The sequence below is a fragment of the Maribellus mangrovi genome (genome assembly GCF_037646455.1).
GTDB classification, from domain to species: Bacteria; Bacteroidota; Bacteroidia; order Bacteroidales; family Prolixibacteraceae; genus Draconibacterium; species Draconibacterium mangrovi_A.
The window spans coordinates 816653-841390 of sequence record NZ_JBBIXN010000002.1 but is presented as its reverse complement, the minus strand read 5'-3'; the positions used below and the strand labels follow the sequence as shown (position 1 = coordinate 841390).

Annotated in this window: 22 protein-coding genes; 14 read left to right on the top strand and 8 right to left on the bottom strand. The window is 37.6% G+C overall.

The annotated features are described in order from the left end of the window. Positions 1–7: 7 nt before the first annotated feature. The 4 genes from menB to WFY05_RS11525 are packed head-to-tail and all read right to left on the bottom strand — an operon-like array spanning position 8 to position 4048. Entirely contained in the window at positions 8–826 is an 819-nt protein-coding gene (gene menB / locus WFY05_RS11540; RefSeq protein WP_340113003.1) for a 1,4-dihydroxy-2-naphthoyl-CoA synthase, read from the bottom strand. Continuing rightward, a complete protein-coding gene (gene menD / locus WFY05_RS11535; protein WP_340113002.1) occupies positions 801–2495 on the bottom strand; it encodes a 2-succinyl-5-enolpyruvyl-6-hydroxy-3-cyclohexene-1-carboxylic-acid synthase in 1695 nt (564 codons plus the stop codon). The genes menB and menD overlap by 26 nt, the downstream gene beginning before the upstream one ends. A 3-nt stretch (positions 2496–2498) precedes the next feature. Continuing rightward, on the bottom strand, positions 2499–3629 hold the full coding sequence (locus WFY05_RS11530) for a chorismate-binding protein (RefSeq protein WP_340113001.1): 1131 nt from the start codon (positions 3627–3629) through the stop codon (positions 2499–2501). Next, a complete protein-coding gene (locus WFY05_RS11525; RefSeq protein ID WP_340113000.1) occupies positions 3626–4048 on the bottom strand; it encodes a PaaI family thioesterase in 423 nt (140 codons plus the stop codon). The genes WFY05_RS11530 and WFY05_RS11525 overlap by 4 nt, the downstream gene beginning before the upstream one ends. A gap of 377 nt (positions 4049–4425) precedes the next feature. On the opposite strand from WFY05_RS11525, the gene WFY05_RS11520 reads away from it, so the two are divergent. The 3 genes from WFY05_RS11520 to WFY05_RS11510 all read left to right on the top strand — a co-directional run bounded on the left by WFY05_RS11520 (position 4426) and on the right by WFY05_RS11510 (position 8484). Continuing rightward, entirely contained in the window at positions 4426–5292 is an 867-nt protein-coding gene (locus WFY05_RS11520) for an alpha/beta hydrolase (protein ID WP_340112999.1), read from the top strand. 140 nt (positions 5293–5432) lie between these two features. Further along, entirely contained in the window at positions 5433–6641 is a 1209-nt protein-coding gene (locus WFY05_RS11515; protein ID WP_340112998.1) for an esterase, read from the top strand. A gap of 634 nt (positions 6642–7275) precedes the next feature. Further along, positions 7276–8484: a phage integrase SAM-like domain-containing protein gene (locus WFY05_RS11510; RefSeq protein ID WP_340112997.1), complete on the top strand. Its 1209-nt coding sequence runs from the start codon at positions 7276–7278 to the stop codon at positions 8482–8484. A 294-nt stretch (positions 8485–8778) separates the two neighbouring features. Here the strand turns inward: WFY05_RS11510 and WFY05_RS11505 are convergent, their stop codons facing one another. From WFY05_RS11505 to WFY05_RS11495, 3 genes are read right to left on the bottom strand one after another with little or no spacing between them, the layout of a single operon-like run. Then, positions 8779–9609 carry a nucleotidyl transferase AbiEii/AbiGii toxin family protein gene (locus tag WFY05_RS11505; RefSeq protein ID WP_340113281.1) on the bottom strand — a complete coding sequence of 277 codons (831 nt, stop codon included), beginning with the start codon at positions 9607–9609 and terminating at the stop codon, positions 8779–8781. Between the two features lie 6 nt (positions 9610–9615). Next, complete coding sequence (locus tag WFY05_RS11500) at positions 9616–9810, bottom strand: hypothetical protein (RefSeq protein ID WP_340112996.1); 195 nt, start codon at positions 9808–9810, stop codon at positions 9616–9618. Beyond that, positions 9800–10420: a DUF6088 family protein gene (locus WFY05_RS11495; protein WP_340112995.1), complete on the bottom strand. Its 621-nt coding sequence runs from the start codon at positions 10418–10420 to the stop codon at positions 9800–9802. The genes WFY05_RS11500 and WFY05_RS11495 overlap by 11 nt, the downstream gene beginning before the upstream one ends. Positions 10421–10914: 494 nt before the next feature. On the opposite strand from WFY05_RS11495, the gene WFY05_RS11490 reads away from it, so the two are divergent. The 4 genes from WFY05_RS11490 to WFY05_RS11475 all read left to right on the top strand — a co-directional run bounded on the left by WFY05_RS11490 (position 10915) and on the right by WFY05_RS11475 (position 15694). Further along, positions 10915–11850 (top strand): hypothetical protein, encoded by a 936-nt coding sequence (locus tag WFY05_RS11490; protein WP_340112994.1) that lies wholly within the window; start codon positions 10915–10917, stop codon positions 11848–11850. A gap of 80 nt (positions 11851–11930) precedes the next feature. Continuing rightward, complete coding sequence (locus WFY05_RS11485) at positions 11931–12437, top strand: hypothetical protein (protein WP_340112993.1); 507 nt, start codon at positions 11931–11933, stop codon at positions 12435–12437. Beyond that, the gene (locus WFY05_RS11480) at positions 12437–13342 is read left to right on the top strand and encodes a DUF4249 domain-containing protein (protein ID WP_340112992.1); all 906 of its coding nucleotides are present in this window, start codon (positions 12437–12439) and stop codon (positions 13340–13342) included. The genes WFY05_RS11485 and WFY05_RS11480 overlap by 1 nt, the downstream gene beginning before the upstream one ends. Positions 13343–13348: 6 nt before the next feature. Next, positions 13349–15694, top strand: coding sequence for a TonB-dependent receptor (locus tag WFY05_RS11475; protein ID WP_340112991.1), 2346 nt, complete (start codon positions 13349–13351; stop codon positions 15692–15694). Between the two features lie 19 nt (positions 15695–15713). Here WFY05_RS11475 and WFY05_RS11470 read toward each other — a convergent pair whose 3' ends face one another. After that, entirely contained in the window at positions 15714–16028 is a 315-nt protein-coding gene (locus WFY05_RS11470; RefSeq protein ID WP_340112990.1) for a hypothetical protein, read from the bottom strand. A gap of 238 nt (positions 16029–16266) precedes the next feature. On the opposite strand from WFY05_RS11470, the gene WFY05_RS11465 reads away from it, so the two are divergent. The 7 genes from WFY05_RS11465 to WFY05_RS11435 all read left to right on the top strand — a co-directional run bounded on the left by WFY05_RS11465 (position 16267) and on the right by WFY05_RS11435 (position 24735). Beyond that, positions 16267–17958 (top strand): tetratricopeptide repeat protein, encoded by a 1692-nt coding sequence (locus tag WFY05_RS11465; protein ID WP_340112989.1) that lies wholly within the window; start codon positions 16267–16269, stop codon positions 17956–17958. 174 nt (positions 17959–18132) lie between these two features. Further along, positions 18133–18531, top strand: a complete 399-nt coding sequence (locus WFY05_RS11460; RefSeq protein ID WP_340112988.1) for a DUF3244 domain-containing protein — start codon at positions 18133–18135, stop codon at positions 18529–18531. Positions 18532–18586: 55 nt separating this feature from the next. Continuing rightward, positions 18587–19009, top strand: a complete 423-nt coding sequence (locus WFY05_RS11455) for a hypothetical protein (RefSeq protein ID WP_340112987.1) — start codon at positions 18587–18589, stop codon at positions 19007–19009. A gap of 120 nt (positions 19010–19129) precedes the next feature. Then, positions 19130–20359 (top strand): C10 family peptidase, encoded by a 1230-nt coding sequence (locus WFY05_RS11450; protein WP_340112986.1) that lies wholly within the window; start codon positions 19130–19132, stop codon positions 20357–20359. Between the two features lie 386 nt (positions 20360–20745). Continuing rightward, entirely contained in the window at positions 20746–21450 is a 705-nt protein-coding gene (locus tag WFY05_RS11445; protein WP_340112985.1) for a tail fiber domain-containing protein, read from the top strand. A 24-nt stretch (positions 21451–21474) separates the two neighbouring features. Then, positions 21475–22284, top strand: a complete 810-nt coding sequence (locus WFY05_RS11440) for a tail fiber domain-containing protein (RefSeq protein ID WP_340112984.1) — start codon at positions 21475–21477, stop codon at positions 22282–22284. Positions 22285–22290: 6 nt separating this feature from the next. Further along, the gene (locus WFY05_RS11435) at positions 22291–24735 is read left to right on the top strand and encodes a T9SS type A sorting domain-containing protein (RefSeq protein ID WP_340112983.1); all 2445 of its coding nucleotides are present in this window, start codon (positions 22291–22293) and stop codon (positions 24733–24735) included. Positions 24736–24738: the final 3 nt, after the last annotated feature.

The following is a 24738-nucleotide window of genomic DNA, read 5'->3' as shown; positions in this document are numbered from 1 at the left end:
CTTTAAATTAAGGAAATTTCGGGTATTTCTGAAAATCCGGGTCACGTTTCTCAAGGAATGCCTTTTTACCTTCCTGTGCCTCTTCTGTCATATAATAGAGCATAGTGGCATTTCCGGCAAATTCCTGGATCCCGGCCTGTCCATCCAGTTCAGCATTTAATCCGGCTTTGATCATTCGCAATGCCAGCGGACTACGTTGCATCATTTTTTTCGCCCATTCCACCACGGTATCTTCCAGTTGATCGAGCGGAACCACTTTGTTTACAAGGCCCATATCCAACGCTTCCTGTGCCGAATACTGTTCGCAAAGGAACCAGATCTCTCGTGCTTTTTTCTGTCCGACAACACGTGCCAGGTACGACGAGCCGAATCCGGCGTCGAAACTACCTACTTTTGGGCCGGTTTGTCCGAAAATGGCGTTCTCGGAGGCAATGCTTAAATCGCAGATAACATGCAACACATGCCCGCCGCCAATGGCATAACCATTAACCATGGCAATTACGGGTTTCGGGATGGAACGAATATGTTTCTGCATATCCAGGATATTCAGTCGCGGAACACCGTCGCTGCCAATGTATCCACCAAAATTTTTCACATTCTGGTCGCCACCGCTGCAAAATGCCTTGTCGCCTTCGCCGGTAAGCACCACCACCGAAATGTTGGCATCTTCGCGGCAACGTACCATGGCATCGATCATTTGCTGTGTTGTGTCGGGCGTAAACGCATTTCGGTAACGCGGCCGGTTTATTGTAATTTTTGCAATGCCTTCAAAAAACTCAAATTTAATTTCGCTGTATTCTTTAAGGATTGTCCACTTTCGTTCCATAATTTTTATTTAAAAATTTGAAAAAATCTCTTGTTATCTGTGGCTCTCCGTTATTCGGAGTTTTGATTTCCAGTATTTCTGTCTGATCACTGTTTTTCAGACTTTCGATGCAGGTTATTAATTCATCTTCGGTGCTGCTGCATTGATAGTTCACTCCAAATGCTTCACTTAACTTTTCAATGTTAACCGGGTGATGTGCATTTACAAATGGCAGGAAAGCTTCATGTTCCGATGGTCCTTTTAGCAAATGGAAGATTCCGCCGCCTTCATTATTCACCAAAATAATCTTTAGGTTTTTGGGAAGTTGGCGATTCCACAATCCATTTGAATCGTAGATAAATGCCAGGTCGCCAACAACTGCATAAACCGTTTTAGTGGTTTTTGAAGCCAGGCCTGCTGCTGTTGAAATGCAGCCGTCAATTCCGGAAACACCCCGGTTGGAATAATATTTTCTTTCATTCTGATCGAAATACAACAGGTAGCGAACAATGCTGCTGTTTCCAGCAAAGACAATGGCCTTTCCCGGAAGTAGTTCAGATAGTTGTTTGAACACCTTTAAATCGGAGAATGCAATTTCTTCAGTATATTTTTTTGTTAAAGCAAGGGCATTCGATTTTTCTTTTACCCAAAAGGCTTTAAATGCGTTTGATTTTTTTCCGGTAGTTACATTCAGCGCTCTAAGTGCAGAGATTGGATCGGTTTTCAGATGCCCGCTAAGGTTTTGAAAAGTATCGATCAGCTTATCTTCCGGCGTGATATACCAGAATTTTGTGTTGTTTAATCCACGTAGAAAAAGCTTTATTTTTTTTGATACTACCTGGCCGCCAAAATAAATCACCAACTCAGGAATGGCCTCAGCGGTATATTTTATTTTGCTGTTTAGTGTGACTTCGGGATTCGGGATCGTGGCAGATTCGTGCAAGTTTGAAACCGGCTCGGCTGCAACAACTACTCTTGGATCCGCGGCAACTCTTTTTAATTCCTTATTAAGTTCATCATTTGGTGGCAGTTGTCCGCAAACGATCATGATTGAATTGGCTTTTTCCCAATGTGTATGAAAAGCTCCACTTGTTGAAACACTTTTTCCCGCTACTTCTTTTTGAATGATCTGCAGATTTTTCGATGCTTCAGGCAACTCCTCGTACAACGGTTCTCGGAGCGGAACATTGATGTGTACCGGACCCGGATTTACTGAGAGTGTTTTGTGAAAAGCTTCGTTGATGGTTCGATGCGCCATCCAAATATCTTCGGTATGGGCTGATTCAAGCGGAAGCGAGTAACTGGCTTTTATATAATTCCGATAAACATTTTCTTGTTGCATCGCCTGGTTATCCTGTTGCCCGATCCATTCTGCAGGACGGTCGGCAGTGACGATCAAAAGCGGTACCTGCTGGTAAAATGCCTCGGCAACAGCCGGTGCATAATTCAAAACCGCGGTTCCCGATGTTGAGATCAGAACACTTGGTTTTCCTGTTTTCAAAGATTGCCCGAGTGCAAAATAGGCAGCACTTCGCTCGTCAACCAAACTGTGGCAATTTTCGCTAAACGTATCGTAAAAAGCACGGATCAAAGGAGCATTTCGCGAGCCGGGTGACACCACAACATCTTCAACTCCATGCGTGAAAAGCAGAGCTGCCAGATCGCTGATGTGTTGCAGATGATGCGCCATTGACTAACAAATATCTTGAATTACTGACAGCAAAGTACTGGCCTTTATTTCGGTTTCGTACCATTCATCAACCGGGTGTGAATCAATCGTCAGTCCACCTCCTGAATACAGGACGATGTTAGCACCCACAATTTTCATACACCTCAGGTTAACAAATAGTGTTACGGGCTGTCCCATTCCAACCGGCCCCAAAAATCCACTGTAATATTCGCGGTTGTGTTTCTCCACATCACTGATCATTTGCAGTGCTTCTTTTTTGGGGAAGCCGCAAACCGCAGGTGTAGGGTGCAGGTTGGAGATCAAATGCCCCAGATTGCCGTTTGTTGGCCCCGAATTCGAAGTAAAATCGGTGCGTAAATGCAGCAGGTTGCCCGCCTTTTTTACATAGGGACCATGGTGTTTTATATTTTCCCAGTGGTTGGCATTCAACACACTGTTAATGTAGTCGGAAACATACTGTTGTTCCAGTTTTTCTTTGCTGCCCCAATTTTCGATTGAACGGTATTTGTCCTGATTTTCCTTGGTACCTGCAACCGACGAGGTATGAAAAATGTCGTTATTCAGAAAGGCAAAGGGCTCGGGTGTGGCGCCTACCCAAAGTTTTCCAGGCGCGCTGAATACGTAGATGAAGGCATTGGCAAAGCGATCGCATAAATTCGATAACAATTCAGGAATATGACCGGCCAGGTTATTTTCAACGATTTTGGCACGGCTCAAAACTACTTTCTGCAGCTCGTTGTTTTTTATCGAATTTACAATTTTATCGATTTGTACGAGGTATTCATCTTTGCTTACTTCGTACGGAAGTTCCTGCTCGGTACTTTCTTTTGCAAGGTGATTGATATTGCCGATCTCTTCAAAATCATTTACTGAAACTTCGCCTTTAAAGTGATAATCCGGTTGAATCAGAAACATTGGATTTTCGGAGGAAGACACAAAGGGTGCCACCAAAAATCCATTCAATACTGTAATGTTTGTTAAATCTTCGATCGGCCGGGGGGCATATTGTTTTTGCACGATCAACTCTGATTTGTCGTTGTTGGGCAAACGGTATGCTGCAAAAGTCAGATTATGCTCCAAACAAAGTGAAATGGTCTCCTGAATTGATTTTATTGATGTTTTTACCTCCCTCATTCGTTCTCCTGTTTCTTTATCTCAACAATCATATTAGTAACCCTTACGGTAGAAATAAGTTTATTGTTTTCAGCAGTAATTTTAACATCCCAAATGTGTGTTGTTTTTCCCTGGTGGATCAGTTCGGCCTTAGCCCTTAAAATACCGTCGGTTACGGTTGATACGTGATTTCCCGAAATCTGCATGCCAAAAACATGATATTTTTCACGATCGACCAGTAAATACGAACCTGCTCCTGCCAGTGTTTCAGCGAGTGTCAGCGACGCTCCACCATGCAGGAATCCGTTGGGCTGGCTGGTTTTTAGGTGTACCGGCATAGTTGCCACAATGCTTGTTGAGCTAGCTTCCGTAAACTTAATGCCGAGCAAGCCAATCATCGATTGTGCACAATATTCGTTTAAAGCCTGTATTTCATCCATTCTTTTTGTCTACTTATCTCCAGCCTCTTATGCAATTATAACAATTACTGCGAGTTTTAAAAATGATATCGAACCGACAAAAATAAAAAAAACAATTGGTAGCCATTTAATTGATGAGTGATTTTAAGGTGAAATTGCGTATTAAGGACTTAAAATTGGTTCGACTTGAGGTATTTATATTTCCGCCGTATTTCATCTTATGCTTTTGAAGCCCCTTAAACGTGAATTTAGAATAAACACTTAATTACAGTATTTTCTATATTTTTAGTGAATCAACCAATACCATAATTAAACCATTTGTTCTTATTCACATCTAAGTTGCCAGGTGATATGATAGTATTATCTAACCTTTCTAATCTTCTTAATGAAAAAAAATAATGAAACAATCAATTTTAATTCTATTACTGTTTTTCTGTACTCAGTCGTTTGCTCAGTTTCCCGGAATGCCACAACAGGGTAAAGCTTCATATGATAGTATTAAAAGTGAAGTTTTAGGAGTTACCCGTCAGTATTCGGTGTATTTGCCCAAAAGCTACACAACAAGTCCTGAAAAGAAATACCCAGTACTTTATCTTTTGCACGGCGTGTGGGGGAACAACACCGACTGGGTGGAACGTGGTCACATTCAGGATGTAGCCAATAAACTGATCGACGCTGAACAAGCTGTTGAGATGATCATTATTATGCCCGATGCCGGCCGCATTTGGAACGGTTATTTCGACATGGACGGTTGGCCTTACGAAACCTTTTTCTTCAAAGAATTCATGCCTTACATTGAATCGAAATACCGCATTACTGGAGATAAGCAACACCGTGCACTGGCAGGTTTATCGATGGGTGGCGGCGGAACAGTAGTATACGCCCAAAAACATCCGGAGCTTTTTTCTTCGGCCTATGCCATGAGCGCCTTAATGGGTATTGAATCCGGTGGTGGTATTCCTCCAAGTGATGATAAATTTCAAAAACTTAATGAAAGTGTCATCGAAAACCATTGTGTAAAATTTGTTGAAAATGCTGACGATGCTACCAAGGAAGAGCTACGAACAGTCCGCTGGTTTGTCGATTGTGGCGACGATGATTTCCTGTTCGATGTAAATATTGCCTTTTGTCAGGCCATGAGAAAAGTACAGATTCCTTATCAGTTAAGAGTACGAAACGGCGGTCACGATTGGGAATACTGGCACTCGGCACTTTACACTGCTGTGCCATTCGTTTCTTATACTTTTCGTGTATGCTCAGAATAAAAGATTGCCCGGCTTTGCTGTCGAAAAACCAAAAACAAGACATTCGTTTTAATAATGCCGAACGTTTCTTCAAAATGAATCTAGAAGATTTCAATTGGTCGGAACAGAACCAATAATACTAACCAATTTAAAAACTTATTATGAACTCAAAAAAACTACTTTTAGTTATCCTTACACTGGCATGTTTCTCCATTTCTTATGCTCAGGAACTCTCCAATTTCTGGGGCCGCGAACCGATCATTTCGCCTGAAATAGGAGAAACCGAAGTCACCTTTCGCTTTTTGGCACCCCAGGCCGAATCAGTAAAAATTACCGGAGGTTTTACGCCTACCGTTAAAAGGAAAACTTCACGGGGCGAGATGGATGTGCCATCCAGCCTCGATCTTACAAAAGATGAAAAAGGCCTGTGGTCGATTACTTTGCCCTTGCCCGAACCTGAACTTTATACCTACAGTTTTAATGTTGACGGCACCACTGTAAACGATCCAAACAATACGTTTATGCAACGCGACGGAACCCGCTACCTGAGTGTTTTGTTGGTTCCCGGCGAAAAGACTGAAAATTATTTTGAAGCCGAAAAACGCGGCAACCTGCACCAGGTTTGGTACAATTCGCCAACCCTTGACCTTAACCGCCGAATGTTTGTTTACACGCCATACGGTTATGAAACCAGTAACAAAAGTTATCCGGTCTTGTACCTGCTGCATGGTGCCGGAGGCGACGAAGATGCCTGGAGTTCAATGGGCCGTGCCCGCCAGATTCTCGACAATTTGATCGAAAAAGGATTGGCTGAACCCATGATTTGCGTAATGCCCAATGGAAATCCAAATCAGATGGCGGCCAATACCCTTCAACTACCTGCGGCTGAGTACGACTATCGCGATCCGGCCAACAGAAACCTGTATGTAAACAGCATCGTGAAGGACATTGTGCCATATATTGAAAAGAATTACCGGGTAATTGCCGATCCCGCACACCGTGCTATTGCTGGTCTTTCAATGGGTGGCGGTCATACCATTTCAACCACCTTATTGTACCCCGGATTTTTCGATTACATCTGCCCACTGAGTATGGGAATCGGAGGAATGAGATTTGGAGGCAGTGAAGCGGATCAGGAAGAAATGATGAAGAACTACGAAACTCAGTTTAAGGCTTTGAAAGAAGCAGGTTATAAAATGTACTTTCTGGCCTGCGGCGATTCCGATTTTCTTTTTGAATCGGCAAAAACGCTCGACAAGATGTTGACAGATACAGGATTGGAACACACTTTTTTCGTGACTTCGGGCGGACATACCTGGTCGAACTGGCGAATCTACCTGAATACCTTTGCACCCAAACTGTTTAAGTAAATTATACACATACTGAAAAAGCTAATCTTGTAGTGCGGGTGAATAAAGAATGAAAAGAGTGGAATTGGCAGACGACATCTATGATATAGCCATATTTTGTGTATACAACCTATTGGTGGTTGAAACGCATAAATGGGGAGATAAAATTAGATGTTATTACAAAACCTATCGGACAGAACAGTTTCGTTGATACGGAAAAGTTGTGACATAATTGCGACAAGTATAAAAAAAGAGGTTAATCCTATTTGGCTAACCTCTTCATTTTCAGCAGTCGGGATGACAAGATTTATTTTTTGAATGAATCTCTGGTGGGGGAGATGCTCAACAAAAGAACCTTACTCACTTCGTTCGTTATAGTTTTGTTTTTTTACTTAGCCTCAAATAAATTTGAACTCTTTATAAAAAACAAAACCCTTCACTTTCGTGAAAGGTTCCTTTGTTGTCGGGATGACAAGATTTGAACTTGCGACCCCTCGCCCCCCAGACAGAAATATTCATTTTGCATAAATTGTCATATGTTTGTATGTGATTGTAATACAGGATTATATGTATTTTTCTTTTGCCATGAAATATTATTTATTTACCTTTAAATACCAATTTGTTGTACCTATGTTGTACCCATAAATATGCGTAAATGATTAGTTTTAAGGCCGTTTTAAGGAAAAAGAAGTTGTCGACAGGTAAATATCCAATTTATTTACGAATTTCCAAAGATAGAAATTCTATTTTCTTTCGTACCCCGTACACGGCAGAGACAAGAGAATGGAACGCAAAAAAGGGATTATTCAATCAAAACTCAACAAATTATTTAAATAAAAATCGTTTACTACTCAAGCTTATCGATCAGGCAACAGGTATTGTTACAGAACTGCATCAACGAAAAGGAAGTTATACTTTGTCGGAAGTTGAACGAGAATTTCGCATTAGTGCTAATCCAGTTCACCAAAACATATTTAAGTTCTGGGAAGAACTCATTGCCGAAATGGAAAAAGCAGGAAGAACCGGGAATGCGAGAATATATAGAGATACGTCTAAGTCAGTTAAAAAATATGTGAATAGAAAAGTACTATTATTTGAAGATATTACCCCTGCTTTTCTGGAAAAATATGAAGCCTATTTAAGATCAAGAAAAGGGACTGACGGAGGAATAAGCGTGCAAATGAGAACGATTAGGGCTGTTTTTAATTCAGCTATAAAACGAGAATTGATAAAGCCAAACGTTTACCCGTTTAAAGTATATAAGGTTTCCAAATTTAAAGGACGGGGACTTAAAAAAGCACTTTCGTTTGAAGAAGTTCAAAAGTTGATTAACCTAGATCTGGGAAATCATCAGCGGCTCATAAATTCCAGAAATTATTTTGTCTTCAGCTTTTATACACGAGGAATGAACTTTGCAGATATGATGAAACTTCAATGGAAAGATGTTTCAGAGGACAGAATATATTATATACGGTCAAAAACTAAAACAAATTTTCATATAAAGATTTTGCCTCCCGTTCAAAAGATCTTGGAATATTATCGAAATAAGAAGAGTCGTACGAGTTATGTTTTTCCATTACTTTTAAAAGATAAACTAACTCCGTCTCAAATCGAAAACAGGAAGAAAAAAACATTAAAGCAATACAATAAAGATTTAAAAGAAATTGCTGGATTATGTGGAATAAATAAATCAGTATCAAGCTATGTTGCCCGGCATAGCTATGCCAACAGCTTAAAGCAGAAAGGAATTTCTACCGATATTATCAGTGAATCGTTGGGGCACCAAAATTTAGCTATTACCCAGGCATATTTAAAAGAACTTGATAACTCACTTGTTGATGAAGCAATGGAGGTATTATTATAGAAATATAGCAATACACTCTTGTTTCAAACCCGTAAACACCTCTAGCAACATTTCCGAAAGATTTTCAAAAGGAAAAGGAATAAAAAATGAATGGAAAAAGCGGATGTGTTAATGTGGGATATCAAATAGTTTTAACCGAAGTATACGAGGTTAAGTCTTTTTGATATTGGCATTGTGCGTTGGCCTGAATTAACTCTTCCGGTTTTGAAATGAATGGTTTATGCCGGAAGCTTTTAAAAACCCGCAGGGCTTGTCTTTTGGAAATTTAGTAGTTTTGTATAAGGGTTTGAGCTTTTAGGACTTTGGAAACTGAACCTTCATCTTCCATTCCTGCTTATTGATTACATTGGCACTGAAATCCTGAATAACAGTTATCATTTCCTCAAATGATGGAGAATCACCATAAATCATTTGTTCCTGCATGGTTTTGTAATCAGCTTCCCATGCTTTGATAAATTTGGGGATTGGTATTGGATTAATGGTTTGTGGTTGATGGAGATTGTAATTAACTCCTCCAACACGAAAGAAAGAATGGCGGTGAACTACGATGGTTTCATATAGCTCCTTGTCAAGTATTGCACTTTCAGCATAACCACTTTTGATTAACTGAAATATATCGTAAAGATGACGGCTTAATCTTTCTACCCTAATTCTATCGTGTGGGCGTTGAAATTCCTCATGTAACAAAAAGATTTTTTCAAGAAAAGTTCGTTCAGGAATGGCTGTTGGTATATCAACAGGTGTTCCAGTAAAGTCCTGGTCTGGATAATAGTCATCCAGTAGTGAGCTGAAAGTTTGAACTTTATTTGGTTCTTTTAATGAACTGCTACTTATTTCCAAAAGTACTCGTGGTTGAATATAACCAGGATACTCAATAACATTTGGATAGAAGATCTCAACTTTTGCCGGGTCGGCATCACTGGCTTCAGGTTCAATATAGTTTAGGGTTACATCATTTAATCCATTTTCTTTAAGCTTAGCCTCTAATTCCGGGGTAAATGATTCCGAAATAAATTTTCCGGTTTTTTGTCTCAGCTTTTTTATCTGTGTCCGGCTAATTTTACCCTCAGAACCAAGATAGTTCCGGTCAAATGCTAAGTCAATATCTTCCGAAAATCGCTCAATTAAATTTCAGGCTTTACTCAATGATGTACCTCCTTTAAAAATCAGGTATAGCCCAATATCCATCTTAAAAATTGCCGATAATGTTTGCACAACCCACCAATCTTTTTCTACAGCATAAGGAGTCATCCCCTTTTCTTCTGCAATTTGGGTATAAGCATTAACTTTAGTTTGAGCGGGTACCTCGTGCCATTTATTTGCCATGCTTTGTCATATTTGTTAGGGCTTCTCGCATTATCACTCTAATCCATTCGGGAGCTAACTTTGTATCATGTTCCAAACGATAACTATCCTCTTTTTTTAGGTACTTTAATATTATTCGCTTTTGACTTTCGGTCACATTGTCTTTCCCAAGTTCTTTCAATGCCTGAATTGCCAGGCTACTGATTTCGCCGATGGCTGCCAGATTTTTAGGACTGGTCTTTTTGAAAACAATTGTACGTTTGCCAACATTTATTTTGCGCGCGGCACCATCCGTTAAATACACCACGTTCATTGGAACCTGTGTAGATAGGCCAAAGGTATTTAATGCCAAAGCTCCTGTTGGAACAATTCGAGCTTTATCTCTTTTGGCAATGGCTTTGGCAATGGCTTCGGTTCCCGGTTTCACCGGTCCTAAAATCGGGTCTTTCTCCAATCGGGCATAAATACCACGCGCTACTCTTGAAATTTCTTCTTTTTCAACAAGGCGCTCCAAGGCTTTTGAGATGGTCTTGTAGTTCCCAAAACGCAAAAAATCTTCAACAAAAAACAGCGAACCCCCTCTCGCTTTTTTTATTTTTGTTAAAACTTGTATTTCAGTATTTATAATCAATTATTTATTTGTTTATTGTCGCAAATTTAGTAAATATTTGCGACATGTAAATGCAGACAATAAACTTAGATATCAATTTTTAAATAGTCAATACTATAGGTTAATGAATCCACCACCTCCTTTATTTAGAAGATTTTTAAATTACTCTGCCATTTTACTTTTAACATTATTCTTAATGTGAGAAAGAACTGATAATTATATATTTATAGTGTTGATTCAGGAACCCCTGTTCATCGACACAAATTCTCAGGACAAGGACAGTATAAAATCAGTGAGGGAAAAACAAAAACACAGAGGTGTTTTGATTTAAATGTTTAGTTGCAATTGCTTAATTACAAACGTAATAAGGTAATTGCAAATAGAACAACAATTAAAACAATATAAAACCAAGGGCAAAAAGTAACCCAGCCCTTTAAAAGAACCGGGTTACAGAAACTGTTTTTTAACCGGAAAGGGGAGCAGCCACTCCCCATTCCACAAAACTTTACAAAGAAATGAAAAAATTAGTATGGTTTGCTATGATTTTAGCAGGATTAAGAATTTTTAATGCTTGTGAAAAAAGTGATGATTTTATCGATGTGAATGTCGAAGATGCTCAGGCAGAAGTAAAACAACTGTCATTTGACGGATTAGACAGTATTGCTTTTTCTGTGGAAAATAACATTTTTGTTTTCGAAACTGAAGAAGATTACCAAAAATGTCTTGACTTCCTAAGTGTCTTTGACGTAGAGGACTATGAACTATTTGAACTGGAAGTAGGCTTTAGTTCACTTCTTTCCAATTCAAGATCTAAAGGTCAACCTTGTCCTATTGAAGATGAAAAATTTGCTACACTTTTGAGTCCTAATAAGCAAATTATCGTTGAACATTATTTATTTACTTTAAATCACGACGAAGAAAAAGTAGACGCCTTGTTTATTGGAGATGATTATGAGTTGAAGAGTATAGATGTAAATTCGATGAAAGAATTTAGCTATGATGATGATGTATTTGCAATCTTAAAAGGTGAAAATTTAAAAAGTGTTGCTACCGATTATTGTGGTCAGGAAAATTCTATTCATGAACCAGGAGACGGGATTGTTACAGTTGTTGATTACAACAAGTATGGTATCTATAATTCTTTAGTTTCGAAGATATATACTGTATTCCAAGGATTGCCGCTTTATTTAAAACATGAAACAATAGATTGGCCATGGGGAACTGTTCCCTCTGGAATTTCTTCACGATGTTTTTATAAACGTGAGGGAAAACAAAACGAGATTATTTATTCTTATGGTTACACATATGATGATACGCTTAAAAAAACTTTATGGGATAATGTTAGAAGATTAGTGGGATTTCGTTTAGATATGGAATACTCTTGGTACTTTTCAGGAAATCCCTACTTAATCTATACAGATACTAATATGATTGAATGTCATCAGTACTAATTAGATATTTCATCTCCGGCAGGACCGGAGATGAAGTTTCATTAGCTACATGGAAACAATAAACAAATTGAACTATGAACATGAAAATAATTATATTTCTGCTATTAATGGTTCCTCTATCTTGCTTAGCCCAAACGGAAAAAGAGAACGCTAGAAATTGGAATATTGGTGCAAGCATTGTGCACCGAAACCTCAACTCATACGAAAATTTAGACAACTATAATTACCCTCGATTAAGTGCTGAATATAGCTTTCCCAAATGTTCGTCGGTCGAATTGATGGCGGAACGCGTTGGAAAAATTAAAACTACAAACTATACTTATCCGCCCTACTACCCTATAACTGTAGGTTATAAACTTAATATTTTGCCTTGGTTCACAAAAAACGAATGGCTAGTGCAAAACCTGAAAATTTATAACAGTTTACGTTATTCAATTATTTTTTATGAAGGACATACCGATCATAAATTATTGTATGCTCCGGGAATTGAGTGTTATGTCTATAAAAACCTTGGGATAAACACCGAGTTCGTATTCGGACAAAACATGAAAACCACTTTTGCACTTGGACTAAAATACCGTTTTTAATGAATCGAATCCCCTTAATCATATGCTTAGTTCTTACACTTTCCGCCTGTATCGAGGTAGTTGACCTTGATGTGGAAGATGTGCCCCAAGAACTTGTAGTAAACTGCTTCTTCACTGAAAACGAACCTTTCGTTGTAAATGTAAGCCGGCTGGCTCAATATCCTGATTTAAACGACCGAAACATTGAAAATGCCAGTGTTACCATTTTTGAGAACGGAACAGAGAAAGGCAGATTAAAACACACCGAAAGTGGCATTTACACCAGCAAAGCATTTACCCCAAGCCGGGGAAATATTTATTCCATTAAAGTGGAAGTGGAGGATTATCCTGAGGTAACCGCAAGCGATTCGATCCCTGAAAAAGTATTAATCGAGAATTGCACCTACAAAAGGCAGGCTGGCTATGATGAAGAAGGAGATCCATACGGAGAAATTGCAATTGCATTCACAGACCATCCAAAAGTTGAATTTTACACAGTACAGTTTTATTTAAGATGGTTGAAAGCCATATACGACCAAAACGGAAATTATGTTGGGGATGAAGTAATATGGTATCCAACAGAACAATTCAGTAACGACCCGGTAATCCTTGCCGAAGGCATAACTAAGAACGACTACTCAAAGTATTTTGCATTTAACGACGCTCTATTTACAAATAAAAAGTATCAATTAACTGTAAGTGCTTCATCTGAATATGACTCAGAAGACAAACTGAGGGTGCTTTTCGAAACCGGGACAACTCATTATTACCAATACCGGAAACGCCTTTTAAAACATGAAAGTTACTCATATGAAGATCCTTTTAGACCTTATTCTCCGGTTCCTCTTTATTCCAACATTTCTGGAGGACAGGGAATTTTTGCCGGCTATCAGCGAGATATTTATTATTTACACTTCTCTGATTAATCAAATTTGAAAATTGTCCTTTCCATATTATTTGTTTGCTTAGTTTATCTGGCTACTGCACAGGTAAGTATTCACGGCTATGTTCAGGATAAAACAACTAAGGAGCCACTGATTGGAGCCACAATCTCAATTTCATGGACCACCCAGGGGACCACGACAAACAACAGCGGTTACTTTACGCTGCGTGTTCCCGAGTCAGTAACAACCAGTCTGACCATTCGATACATCGGTTATAAAACTCAATACATTGAGGTTTCCGGACACAATACTTCACCCGGGTATTATTTCCTCGAACCGGGAGTTGAAATTGAAGAAGTAACGGTTAATGCTCCGGTATTTTCAGAAAAACAATTCGGGGTGAATATGACTGAAATTCCGGTGCAGGAACTAAAAAAATTACCGGCACTTGGCGGCGAAGTTGATCTCTTACGCACCTACCAGCTTCTGCCCGGCGTTCAGGGTGGCAGCGAAGGAAAATCCGGGTTATATGTTCGTGGAGGAGGTCCGGGACAGAACCTGGTGTTACTTGATGGTTCGCCGCTTTATTACGTCAATCATTTAGGCGGTTTCTCCTCTATTTTCGATCCTGAATCCGTTAATAATTTCAAATTGTATAAGGGAGGTTTCCCTGCACATTATGGTGGACGTTTATCATCGGTTTTGGATGTTCAAATGAAAGAGGGTGACAAAAGTAAGCACCAGACATTTGCAAGTATCGGTACCATTTCAGGCCGGTTCAATATGCAAGGCCCTCTACAACAAGGCAAAGGTTCGTACTTTGTTTCGGTAAGGCGAATGTGGCTCGATTTATTGATGCGGCCTTTTACATTGGCTGTTACCGAAAAAGCTTCAACGGGATACAGTTTTTACGACATAAACTCAAAAGTATCACTCCAACTATCACAAAAAGACAAGCTATTTCTAAGTTTGTATTCGGGCGATGATAAGTTGGTGCTTTCGTACAATGAAAAATTTATAGGCCCAGACCAGAAAGCCAAGCAAAAAGTAAAATGGGGAAACCTGCTTGCTGTGGCGCGCCTGAATCATACCTTCAAACCTGGACTTAGCAACAACACCAAAGTTTCGTTTACCAAGTACCGCTTTATTGATAACGACTTGTACCAGGATAAATCGGATAATATCGAACTCAACTCCGAATTTAAAAGCCGTATTTACGACTGGGCCATCAACAGCGACTTTGAATTTCAACCTGGGAATAAGTATAAAATGTTGGGCGGTGCCGGAGCCACTTTCCACTTTTTTATGCCGGGAAAAACAAGCGCCACCCACACTGAAGCCGTTGAAACATATATCGATAGCACCTATGGAAGTACTTCGTTGAGAGCCTTCGAAAGTCAGGCTTATATCGAAAATATTTTCTCATTTAAACACCTGAACGTTAACCTGGGAGCGCGGCTCTGTCATTTTCTAGTTGAAGGAAAAAATTATTTATATGCCGAACCGCGTGTTTCACTGGGAGTCCCATTGTTTTCAGCTACTTCAGCTACAGCCTCTTATACACAGATGCACCAGTTTGTAAATATGCTTTCGAATCCAACGGCAGGTTTTGAAACCGACTTTTGGGTTCCGGCTACCCGAAAAGTTCCTCCGAGTGATTCAAAACAGTTTGCATTAGGAATTGAAAGGAATACCCAGGATTTTGAGGCAGGAATTGAAGCGTACTACAAAAAACTAAACAACCTGGTAACCTTTAAGGAAGGCGAAGTTTTTCAGGGAAATGCTACCGACTGGCAGGAACGTGTAGCATTGAATGGTACCGGAACCTCGAAAGGCCTTGAATTCTTTTTAAGGAAGAAAACAGGAAAATTCACGGGCTGGGTGAGTTATACGCTGGCAAAATCTGATCGACAGTTTGATGATATCAACTTTGGTGAAACCTATCCATACAAATACGACCGTCGTCACGATTTGAGTTTGGTGATAAGTGTTCCGATAAACGAAGAATGGAATTTCTCGAGTACCTGGGTTTATGGTTCGGGCTACCCCATTACACTTGCTTTGGGAAAAATGAATACCATTGAAATGAATGATATCCCGAATGGCTCGAATAACTATTACCAGTTTGATGAATATGGCGAATACTACGGAAAGAAGAATTCGTTTAAAATGCAGGACTATCACCGCCTCGACATTGGTCTTACAAGAACCCGGGAAAGTTACGGAGTGGAGCGCACTTTAACCATTGGTATTTACAATGTGTACAACCGAAAAAATCCATATTACTATTTCTATAAACAACGAAAACCCTGGCGCGGCGATTATACAACCGAGCTATACAAGAGCAGTTTTTTACCCTTTTTACCCGCAATAAGTTATAGCTGGCGATTTTAAAAAAAATATTCTATCCTTACTACATCTCTCTTGTTAAATTGGGATTCAAATTAAATTTAAATAGTATTTGGAAGATGAGCCAAATCATTATTGCTGCGATCAGCCATAAAAACCACCTCGGAATAACAACACTCTTATTCAATTTCTGCTTATGATCTTCCAAAAGCTGTTCCAGCTTATCTGTGTTTATATGATATTTTAATTTGGTTGTTTTAAGAGTCTGAAATTGCCTGGCAGTTTCAGGAGCAATCTCCTTTATATTCTCAGTAGTTTGTTTAAGTGTTTTGATTTTTTGAAATTGGCTCTGTGTGCAGGCGGCAATTAACTCTTCCATTTGTGGAATGAATGGCTTTATGTCGGAAGCTTTTGAAAACCCGGAGGGCTTGTTATCCGAAAATGTAAGTATTTTGTGAGAGGGGTTGGTGCCTTTTATTGCCAATTCATAGTTGAACGTATTTGATATACATAAAATGCAATATTTCTCTTTATATTTTTTATTGACAAGTACAACCGACCTTAAATCCCAAACAAACTTTAAATAATTTTCTATATTTGATAAAAACCTTAATCACATGAATAAAAGGCTAATAACAATTTTCATATATACCTGTATACTGTTTTTGGGCGTTTCCTGTCGATTTCAGGACAAAAAGGTGAAGCCAGTTCTCGAAAGCGCTGAAGCCTTATTGGAAACTCACCCCGACAGCGCTCTGGTAATATTGAGCGAAATTGCCAATCCGAAATCGCTGCAAAAATCATTGTATTACGAATATTTTCTTGTGCAAATACAGGCCAAATACAAATGCGACAAAGACATTACTTCCGATACATTAATTTTTACAATTCGCGATTATTACCAAATCAGAAATAATCCGGACGAAATTGCGTTGGCAACATTTTATGGTGGAAGGGTATATCAGGAACAAAAAAAAATTGAAAAGGCATTATTACAATATTTAGATACCGAACAGATTTTAAAACAAAGCACAAATTATAACTTAAAAGGTTTGTGTCATAGTGCAATCGGCTATGTGTATTATAAGCAACATTTAGTTAGTGAGACCATAGAGCACTATAGAATTGCAGAAGAATATTTTGGACAAGCAAAGAATTACAAAAACCAAGCTTCTTCAAACAAATTCATTGGTAATTGCTTACTTAAAGCTGAAAAGATTGATAGTGCTTTTATTTATTATAAGAAAGGATTAGATATTGCCGATAAATATGAAATTAGAAATCAACAAGTAGAAATAAGGCAAAGCCTATCAGTAGCCTACAGAGAGATAAAAGATTGGCAGCAGGCGACTTATTTTGCAAAAGAAGCTATAGAGTTTTCGACTGATTCTTTAAATAGGGCAAAATTAGCAGCTAACCTGGGGCGTGTTTATGGCCTTCAGAAAGATAGTGATTCAGCTATTTATTATTTGCAACATGCTTTAGACTATATGCCTCGTGAATTAAACAATTACCTTGCTGCAAACATTTATAAAACATGGTCGGCCATTGAAGAAAATGAAAATAATTATAAGGAAGCATTAAATAATTATAAATTTTACAGCAATCACCTGGCACAAATTATAACTGCGAATAAGAATGCAGCAATGTTGGAAATTGAAGAAAAATACAACTTCCAGCTTATCGAAAACCAAAATAAACAATTATTGATTGATCGACAACGGATATTATTAATTGCTTTGGTCTTATTCCTAATATTGGGACTAATAATTTTATACTTATTCAAACGCGCTACTCAAAATAGAAGACGACTAAAAGAAACAGAACAAAAGGTCAGGCAGTTAAACAGGTTGGCTCAAAGTTTTAATGATAAAGAAAAATCATTTCGTAATATCTTAATTGAACATTTTGATATAATTAAAAAAGCTGCTTTGCTGGAAGGTTACCTAAAAGAGGATGAGCGAAAAAAAGGGCAACCTTTGTTACGGAGATTTAATGAGGTAGTTTATGGACAGAAAAAACTGAACTGGGATATACTTTATAAGACACTAGACAAATTGAATAATGGGTTCTTTGAAGAGTTCAAAAATAAGTTTTCTCAACTTGATGAATCCGAATTTCGTATTTGTTGTTTATTGTATGTCGATTTTAATAACACCGAAATTGCTATATTATTAAACTACAGCATTAATACAGTACAAGCCAAAAGAACTTTAATCCGAAAAAAACTGGGTATAAAAACCTATGGTAATATCTTGGATTTTATGAAATCTACGAATACAAACCAGTCTCATTCCTCTTCTTTTTAACAATAAATTCCACAAAAAGCTGTATGAAGACAAAGACTGTTTTTGCGCAACTCGCTAAGGATGTGTCTTATATGATTTTTAGTTCCTTGTAAAAAGTTATATGAGCTTGAAATATCCTTGTGGCTGAATTGTTGGTGATCTACTTTTGCTCCAAACAATTTACAATAAGAAATCATGAAAAATTTATTCAAAATTTGTCTTTTATTATCGGTACTAATTATTCCGCAGGTAAGTCACTCTTTAACTTTTGCACTTCCTAATCCAGAAGATATTGAAAAAGTGATAGACTTGGATGGTAATTTGGGTAATAGTCCAGAAAAATCACTATTTCCAAAGCCGGTATACGCAACAATTAGTTCCTTTGAACTAAATGCTGAAGTTTCAAAAAATCTGGGAGATATTAATATCGAGGTTTATAGCATAACCTCCGGGTTCGTATTTGAAAACAACGTCAACACTCAAACACAACAGTACATATCAATCAATATTTCTGATTGGGATAGCGGCATCTACGAGATTCGTTTCGTAAATTCTGTAGGTAATTGTTTGTATGGCACGTTTGAAATAAAGTAATTTAGATGAAATTTTTATATAAAATCATACTAGTCTTAAATTAAACATATTTGTTATGAATAAAATACTCACTATAATGTCTTTTGCTTTTTTATTATTGTTTTTCGGATGCAAGAAAGATCATGTAGATGGTCCCGGGGATAGCCCATTTATGGAAGAATTATCAGCTACACTGCCTTCCGAAGGTGGTAAAGTAGTATTACAGGCTAAAAATGTGTTTTTCAGTATTCAATATCTTACAAGTATTCAGTCAGGAGATACCATAAAACAATCGTTCCCGGATTTTAATGCTGGTGAGCAAGTAATATCCGGAAGTTGGTTCACGGTTGAGACCATAGGAAATGGGGAGAGCGCATTGCCCAAAGAAATTGAAGTTTCTGTCCAGGCAAACGCTAATAGTACAGAACGACAGCTACTTATAACTGTATGGAACGGTTTGCGCAGTGATCTGGTAATGTTGACACAAAGCCCGGGCTAGAGGTATTTCCTTAGATTATTGCAACCCCTTATGATACCTTGAATTTTCTTATGGATGAAGAATGTATACTCAGGGTTTATTATGCCCATACATTAAATTATTTACGCTAAATTATTATACATGACAACAAAGAATTACTTATTTGTTTTGATAATTATTCTGTTTTTTGGATGTTCTAAAGAACAACTGGATCTGGATTTAAACGCAATTGTTGAACCAAAGAATAATATTAATGAATCAGATGGTTTATCACAAGAATACCATAATGCGGTTGATTTAGTTAACCACTTTTATGATCAAGTTAATATTGCTTCTGAGATAAAGTCTACAAAAATTTCGGATTTGTCGCTAACAAATATGGAAACGTTACATTTACAAACATTCAATACAAAATCAGCTGAAGAAACAATTATCGATAGTATCAATATCTATACTTTTGATTTGGATATTGATGGCGAAAGTGGTTTTGTAATAGCTAGCGGAGACGACCGGGTTGGTAGAGTTTATGCTTTTGTAAAAAGTGGAGCACTGGCTGATACTGCACATATTGAGGGAATGGCTCAAATGGTTAGAAACATTCCAAAGTTGTGCAAACACGACATTGAAGTATATAATTCTGGCGCAATTACGACAAAATCTACATTAACTTCATTTGTATATGGCCCTTACATCGAGACTAGATGGAACCAGGATGAGCCATATAATTATGGATCACCTACGAATGGTTCTTGCACTAATATGGATTATTATTATGCCGGATGTGGAGTTATTGCTATGGCCCAGACAATTGCCTATTATGGAAAGTGTTCTCAAAGCTATGATTTTTCAGCACTTACAGCACAAAATCATATAACAATATGGTCCAGTGAATATTTACAATCAGAGGTATCCTCGTATATCGCTTGGTTGGGTAGTTATGCAAATATTAGAGCAGATTATGATTGTGAAGGGACATCATCGAAAATAGGAAATTGCAACAATGTATTAAAAAACATGGGGTATAGCCGCCATTACGAAACAACAAACGATGTTAGCGATTCAAGATTATATAATAGTGTAAAAACGCAAAATGTTGTATTAACAAGAGGATCAACAGCCTCCGTGGGACATATGTGGATATTTGATGGTTTAACCGGACAAGCAAATTCTGATGGAAGTTTGTCAAGTATTGCAACGGTTCATTGTAATTGGGGTTGGGGAGGATCATGTAACGGATGGTACGCAGCCTATAATAACATGTATAATGAACCAAGTTATAGCGCATCAGATAATGATCCTAACGATGGGGCGGACGATCCTGGTATCTATAATTTTTATAAAGACAACGCGTATATTTATATCACAGAATAAAACCCGCGTCAACACCACGGATCCCGTTATAAGTCGGCATCAGTGGGGACAATTTGATGGAAATTTTAAGATTCAGTAATAAAATACTGAGAACTACCCTTTTACTAAAAAATACCAACAATTAAATTCTTGATCAAAGAAAAAAGTAACCTAGCATTTTAGGTGCCGTGTTAAATTTATTTTATAAATCCGGAGTAAGAAGTAGTAGCTTCTTGCACTATAATACATTGTAAAAATATGAAAACTACTTTTAAGTTAATCATTTTAGTTTTCTCATTTTAGTTTTCGTCGTAAACACCTTCCCGGGATATGCCCAGGTTAAGGTTTATGATGATAATCGTGTAAAGCTATTTGGAGATAGACCAACCGATGATTACAATAAGGATTTGTCACTTCAGGTTTATGGAAAATATGGAGAATACCTAACCAACGGACGAATTGGTATAGGTGACTACAATGGAGGAGGCTTTATGACAACCAAAAGGGTATATTTTGGAGAGGCTGGCAATAATTTCGACTCAGACAGATTAGAACTTTGTGGCTCGGATGGGCTTTATTTTACCTGGGGACAAGGATATGATTTTGAAAATGTAATAGGAAAACTCGATTGCGAATACGAAGTAATTAGTGTTTATCCTTTATATGAAGATATTTATATTAATGTTTCCTCCTTTAAATTCAATACTGATGTTTATGCACATGGGATCATAATTAACTCAGATGAAAGGTTTAAAGAAGACATTACTCCGCTAGACAGTAATCATTTAAAGTTGAGTGAAATAAGTCCGGTATCGTATAATTTGAAACCCAGTGAAGCATTTGTTTTCCCATCAGGGTTAACATCCGAAACAGAAAAACAGAGACTAGAGATACGAGAAATTACAGAAGCAAAAGAAAAGATAAAAATTTTAGAGAAGGAGCGATTTGGATTTCTGGCACAGGAACTACAAGAGGTTTTTCCAGAGTTGGTTTCGCAAAATGATGATGGACTCTATGTCGACTATTTAGGGATCTTACCGCTCTTGGTAGAAACAATAAAAAAACAGCAACAACAAATAACAGCTATCAACGAACTATTGAATAAAAATTAATAAACACTAAAAAGAAAATAAATCATGAAAAAATATATCATACTTATCTCTGCTTTTGTAACTATAATGATTACAAATCAGCAACTAAATGCTCAGATAAAAGTTAATAGCGATGGGCAGATAAAAATTTTGGGAGACAGAGAAACTGATGATCCTAACAAGGATTTATCGATGCAGGTCTTCGGTAAATACGGTACTTACTTGACTAACGGTAAAATAGCTGTTGGAGATTACGGGCGCGTTGAGAATAGCGGGGCTAATGTTTTTATCGGAGAACTTGGTACCAACTGGGATAGCGACCGATTAGAGCTTCACGGGAAAAAGGGAATATACTTAACTTATGAACAAGGATATAACTATGGTGATATTATCGGCAAATGGGACATTGATCAGCCCGACCGCTTTCAGTTTGAAGTAGATGTTTATGCGAAGGGAATAAAACTCAACTCCGACGAGAAGTTTAAAACAAACATTAAACCTTTGGGCAAGAAATTGGATGTTTTAAAACAATTAAAAGGTGTCAGTTATAAATTGAAACAGGAAAAGATTAAACTTTCGCCTGAAGAGATTGAAGAATTATCAGGAAAGGAACAAGAAGATTTGGCATTGATCAATAGTTCAACTACAGATGATCGTACCAGATTGGGATTTTTGGCACAAGATGTGGAAGCTTTGTTTCCGGAGTTGGTTGAAGAAGACAAAGACGGGTATAAATATGTTGATTACGTTGGACTGATACCTGTACTGGTTGAATCGGTTAAAGAACAACAAGAGCAAATTGATGAACTTTTAAAGTTGGCTGAAAAAAAGGGATTATTAAACCAAGAAAACTAAAGGAATATGAAACGGATAGTTTTATTAATTACTGTTGTATTTTGGGTTTCGCAAGTGAAAGCTCAGTATGTCTATGATGAATGGGGTAAAGTAATTCCTTTTTCGCTACAGGAAGAATACAAAGATGAAATAGAAAAATACGGTGTTCCAGTTTTTGCAATCCCAAAAATGAATAACGATTCACTTTGCAGAAAATACAACGATGGAAAATCCTTCCATGAACTAGGTTCTGATTTTACAGGTGGAATAGATATTAAAAGTAAACAGATTCATATAAAAAAAGATGGTGTATGCATTCAGCTTAAGAATGGAAAATTGTGGAGATATTCCATTGAAGGTGAGTCGGCTGGGGGTATTGGATTTGACCTTGGGTTCCCAAAACTACAGGAAGGGACTTATATTGCAGTTTTTGCACCAGATACTACTTATATAAAAGACCCATATAAAATCTACTATTCCGAAAATCTATTGAAGAGACATAAAAAAATGGGGATACGTGGTGGTGTCTCAGGGAAAAAATTAATATTAGAATATTATGAGCCTGATTCAATAAAAAATAAAGAAAATATAGTTATTAAAAATATTTATTATGATTTTGTAGCATTTCCGGGTAGGGATCCATCATCATACAACAAGCCAGCTTTGAAAAGCGGATTCTATGGGTCTTCTGAATTTCCGGATTGCCAGCAAGATGTTGAATGCACATTGTACAAAAATGAAGCAAAATCTGTGGTATTTCTTTATGTGAAATTTTTGATAGATGAAGATGAAGATGAATATTTGGAGACTAACTATAGTAAAGCAACCGGATTTTTTCTTAATAAATCCGGCGGATATGAAGACTCTAATTCTCCTGTTTTGGTTACAGCAGGACATCTTTATAGCTATTATAAACTTGATATAACACCTATTGATATAGATAGTTATATTAGTGAATTTCGTGTGGTAACAAAATATCAAAATTCAGAATGTGGTAATGATGATATTGAAAGCAAGGGAATTTTACTGGATTGTTCGTTTAATAGAATAGCATTAGGAAGTTCTTATGATGAAGGAGGCCTTCCGTTTTATTCGGCAAATAAGGATTATGCTGTACTTCAGGCTAATTCAACAGTGAATAATTTATCAAAATATGATTTAGTTTATGGCGCATGGACCAAAAATTATAATTACAATACAGGTGTAGGCTATATTTGTATACATCATCCTAAAGGAGATTCAAAAAAATTTAATAAAGATAATGATGCTTCCTATTCTGTTTCAACCGATGGATTTAAATTGAAATATGATATTGGAATCACAGAGGGAGGAAGTTCAGGTGCTCCAGTATTTAATTTATCTAAAGAAATTGTTGGTTTTCATGTAAGAGGTGCTGTAGATAAAGATTGTAATTTATTAGGTCAAATCAGTTCTACAAGTGGAAAATTCGATTATCTCTATACTGAATTTAGTTCAATACTTGATCCAACGGGGGGTGGTTCAGCGCAAAGTTCCAACCCTCAGCCACCTTCCTATTCCGAACTCCCAGATCATTGTAAAAACTGTGAACAAGATGGAGATGAGACTGGGATAGATTGCGGAGGGGGTTGTTACCCGTGTGGCATGCAGGATGTTATGGCAATAAAAACTGAGATGGATTTGCAGGGGGTAAATAAAAGCCGTTATGAGATTTTTGCAGAACCCGATCCTGGGTCTTTACTGGCATTAAAAAGCGGGAATTCTTCGCTGGAGGCAGGGATGAATGTTTACCTGAACGGCGGTTTTGAAGTGCAAAAAGGTGCCACCTTTTATGCAGGCATCGATGCAGAATTGATGAGTGAAGCAGACAGGGGGTGCCAGCCTGCTTGTTTTGCACCAAATTGGGCATTTAGTCCTAACGGTGATGGTGTTACTGATTACTGGTATTTTAACCAGGCTTTCATTCAGGAATATAATATCAAGATTTTTAGCCCGGATGGCAAATCCATAATATATTCAGATAATGGTGTTCCTGTATTTGGCAATGGTACTATATATGCATGGGATGGCAGTGGTTACAATTTTACTCAATCAGAACAATTTCCGGTAACTATTGATTATTTGGATTGTTATGGAATATGGCGCTCTAAAAATGACTGGATATGGGCAGGTTATTCAGCTAATAAATCAGCAGAAATTCAATCGCAGAATTCTCTACAGGAAATAAATACAAAAAATGTAGACGGTAAATCAGATACAGGTTCAATTGATCTATTCCCAAATCCAGTTACAAATCAACTAAACATACAATACTCGGGTGATACTTTTCCTTTAAAATACAAATTGACCGATCTAAATGGAAAAGAAATTATTATGAAAGAAACAAGTACTGCCAATGAACAGGTTGATTTAAGTGGAGTTTCATCAGGTGTTTACATCATACACGCAAAAGCGGGAGATTGTAATTTGATACAGAAAATAATTAAAAAGTAGCGA

What these genes read in the sequence shown, in the direction of transcription:
- WFY05_RS11435 (WP_340112983.1), top strand. Translation starts at nt 22,291, where the DNA reads ATGAAACGGATAGTTTTATTAATTACTGTTGTATTTTGGGTTTCGCAA.
- WFY05_RS11525 (WP_340113000.1), bottom strand. Translation starts at nt 4,048, where the DNA reads ATGGATGAAATACAGGCTTTAAACGAATATTGTGCACAATCGATGATT.
- WFY05_RS11440 (WP_340112984.1), top strand. Translation starts at nt 21,475, where the DNA reads ATGAAAAAATATATCATACTTATCTCTGCTTTTGTAACTATAATGATT.
- WFY05_RS11480 (WP_340112992.1), top strand. Translation starts at nt 12,437, where the DNA reads ATGAATCGAATCCCCTTAATCATATGCTTAGTTCTTACACTTTCCGCC.
- WFY05_RS11520 (WP_340112999.1), top strand. Translation starts at nt 4,426, where the DNA reads ATGAAACAATCAATTTTAATTCTATTACTGTTTTTCTGTACTCAGTCG.
- WFY05_RS11515 (WP_340112998.1), top strand. Translation starts at nt 5,433, where the DNA reads ATGAACTCAAAAAAACTACTTTTAGTTATCCTTACACTGGCATGTTTC.
- WFY05_RS11455 (WP_340112987.1), top strand. Translation starts at nt 18,587, where the DNA reads ATGAATAAAATACTCACTATAATGTCTTTTGCTTTTTTATTATTGTTT.
- WFY05_RS11530 (WP_340113001.1), bottom strand. Translation starts at nt 3,629, where the DNA reads ATGAGGGAGGTAAAAACATCAATAAAATCAATTCAGGAGACCATTTCA.
- WFY05_RS11510 (WP_340112997.1), top strand. Translation starts at nt 7,276, where the DNA reads ATGATTAGTTTTAAGGCCGTTTTAAGGAAAAAGAAGTTGTCGACAGGT.
- WFY05_RS11485 (WP_340112993.1), top strand. Translation starts at nt 11,931, where the DNA reads ATGAAAATAATTATATTTCTGCTATTAATGGTTCCTCTATCTTGCTTA.
- WFY05_RS11490 (WP_340112994.1), top strand. Translation starts at nt 10,915, where the DNA reads ATGAAAAAATTAGTATGGTTTGCTATGATTTTAGCAGGATTAAGAATT.
- WFY05_RS11460 (WP_340112988.1), top strand. Translation starts at nt 18,133, where the DNA reads ATGAAAAATTTATTCAAAATTTGTCTTTTATTATCGGTACTAATTATT.
- menD (WP_340113002.1), bottom strand. Translation starts at nt 2,495, where the DNA reads ATGGCGCATCATCTGCAACACATCAGCGATCTGGCAGCTCTGCTTTTC.
- menB (WP_340113003.1), bottom strand. Translation starts at nt 826, where the DNA reads ATGGAACGAAAGTGGACAATCCTTAAAGAATACAGCGAAATTAAATTT.
- WFY05_RS11500 (WP_340112996.1), bottom strand. Translation starts at nt 9,810, where the DNA reads ATGGCAAATAAATGGCACGAGGTACCCGCTCAAACTAAAGTTAATGCT.
- WFY05_RS11470 (WP_340112990.1), bottom strand. Translation starts at nt 16,028, where the DNA reads ATGGAAGAGTTAATTGCCGCCTGCACACAGAGCCAATTTCAAAAAATC.
- WFY05_RS11465 (WP_340112989.1), top strand. Translation starts at nt 16,267, where the DNA reads ATGAATAAAAGGCTAATAACAATTTTCATATATACCTGTATACTGTTT.
- WFY05_RS11450 (WP_340112986.1), top strand. Translation starts at nt 19,130, where the DNA reads ATGACAACAAAGAATTACTTATTTGTTTTGATAATTATTCTGTTTTTT.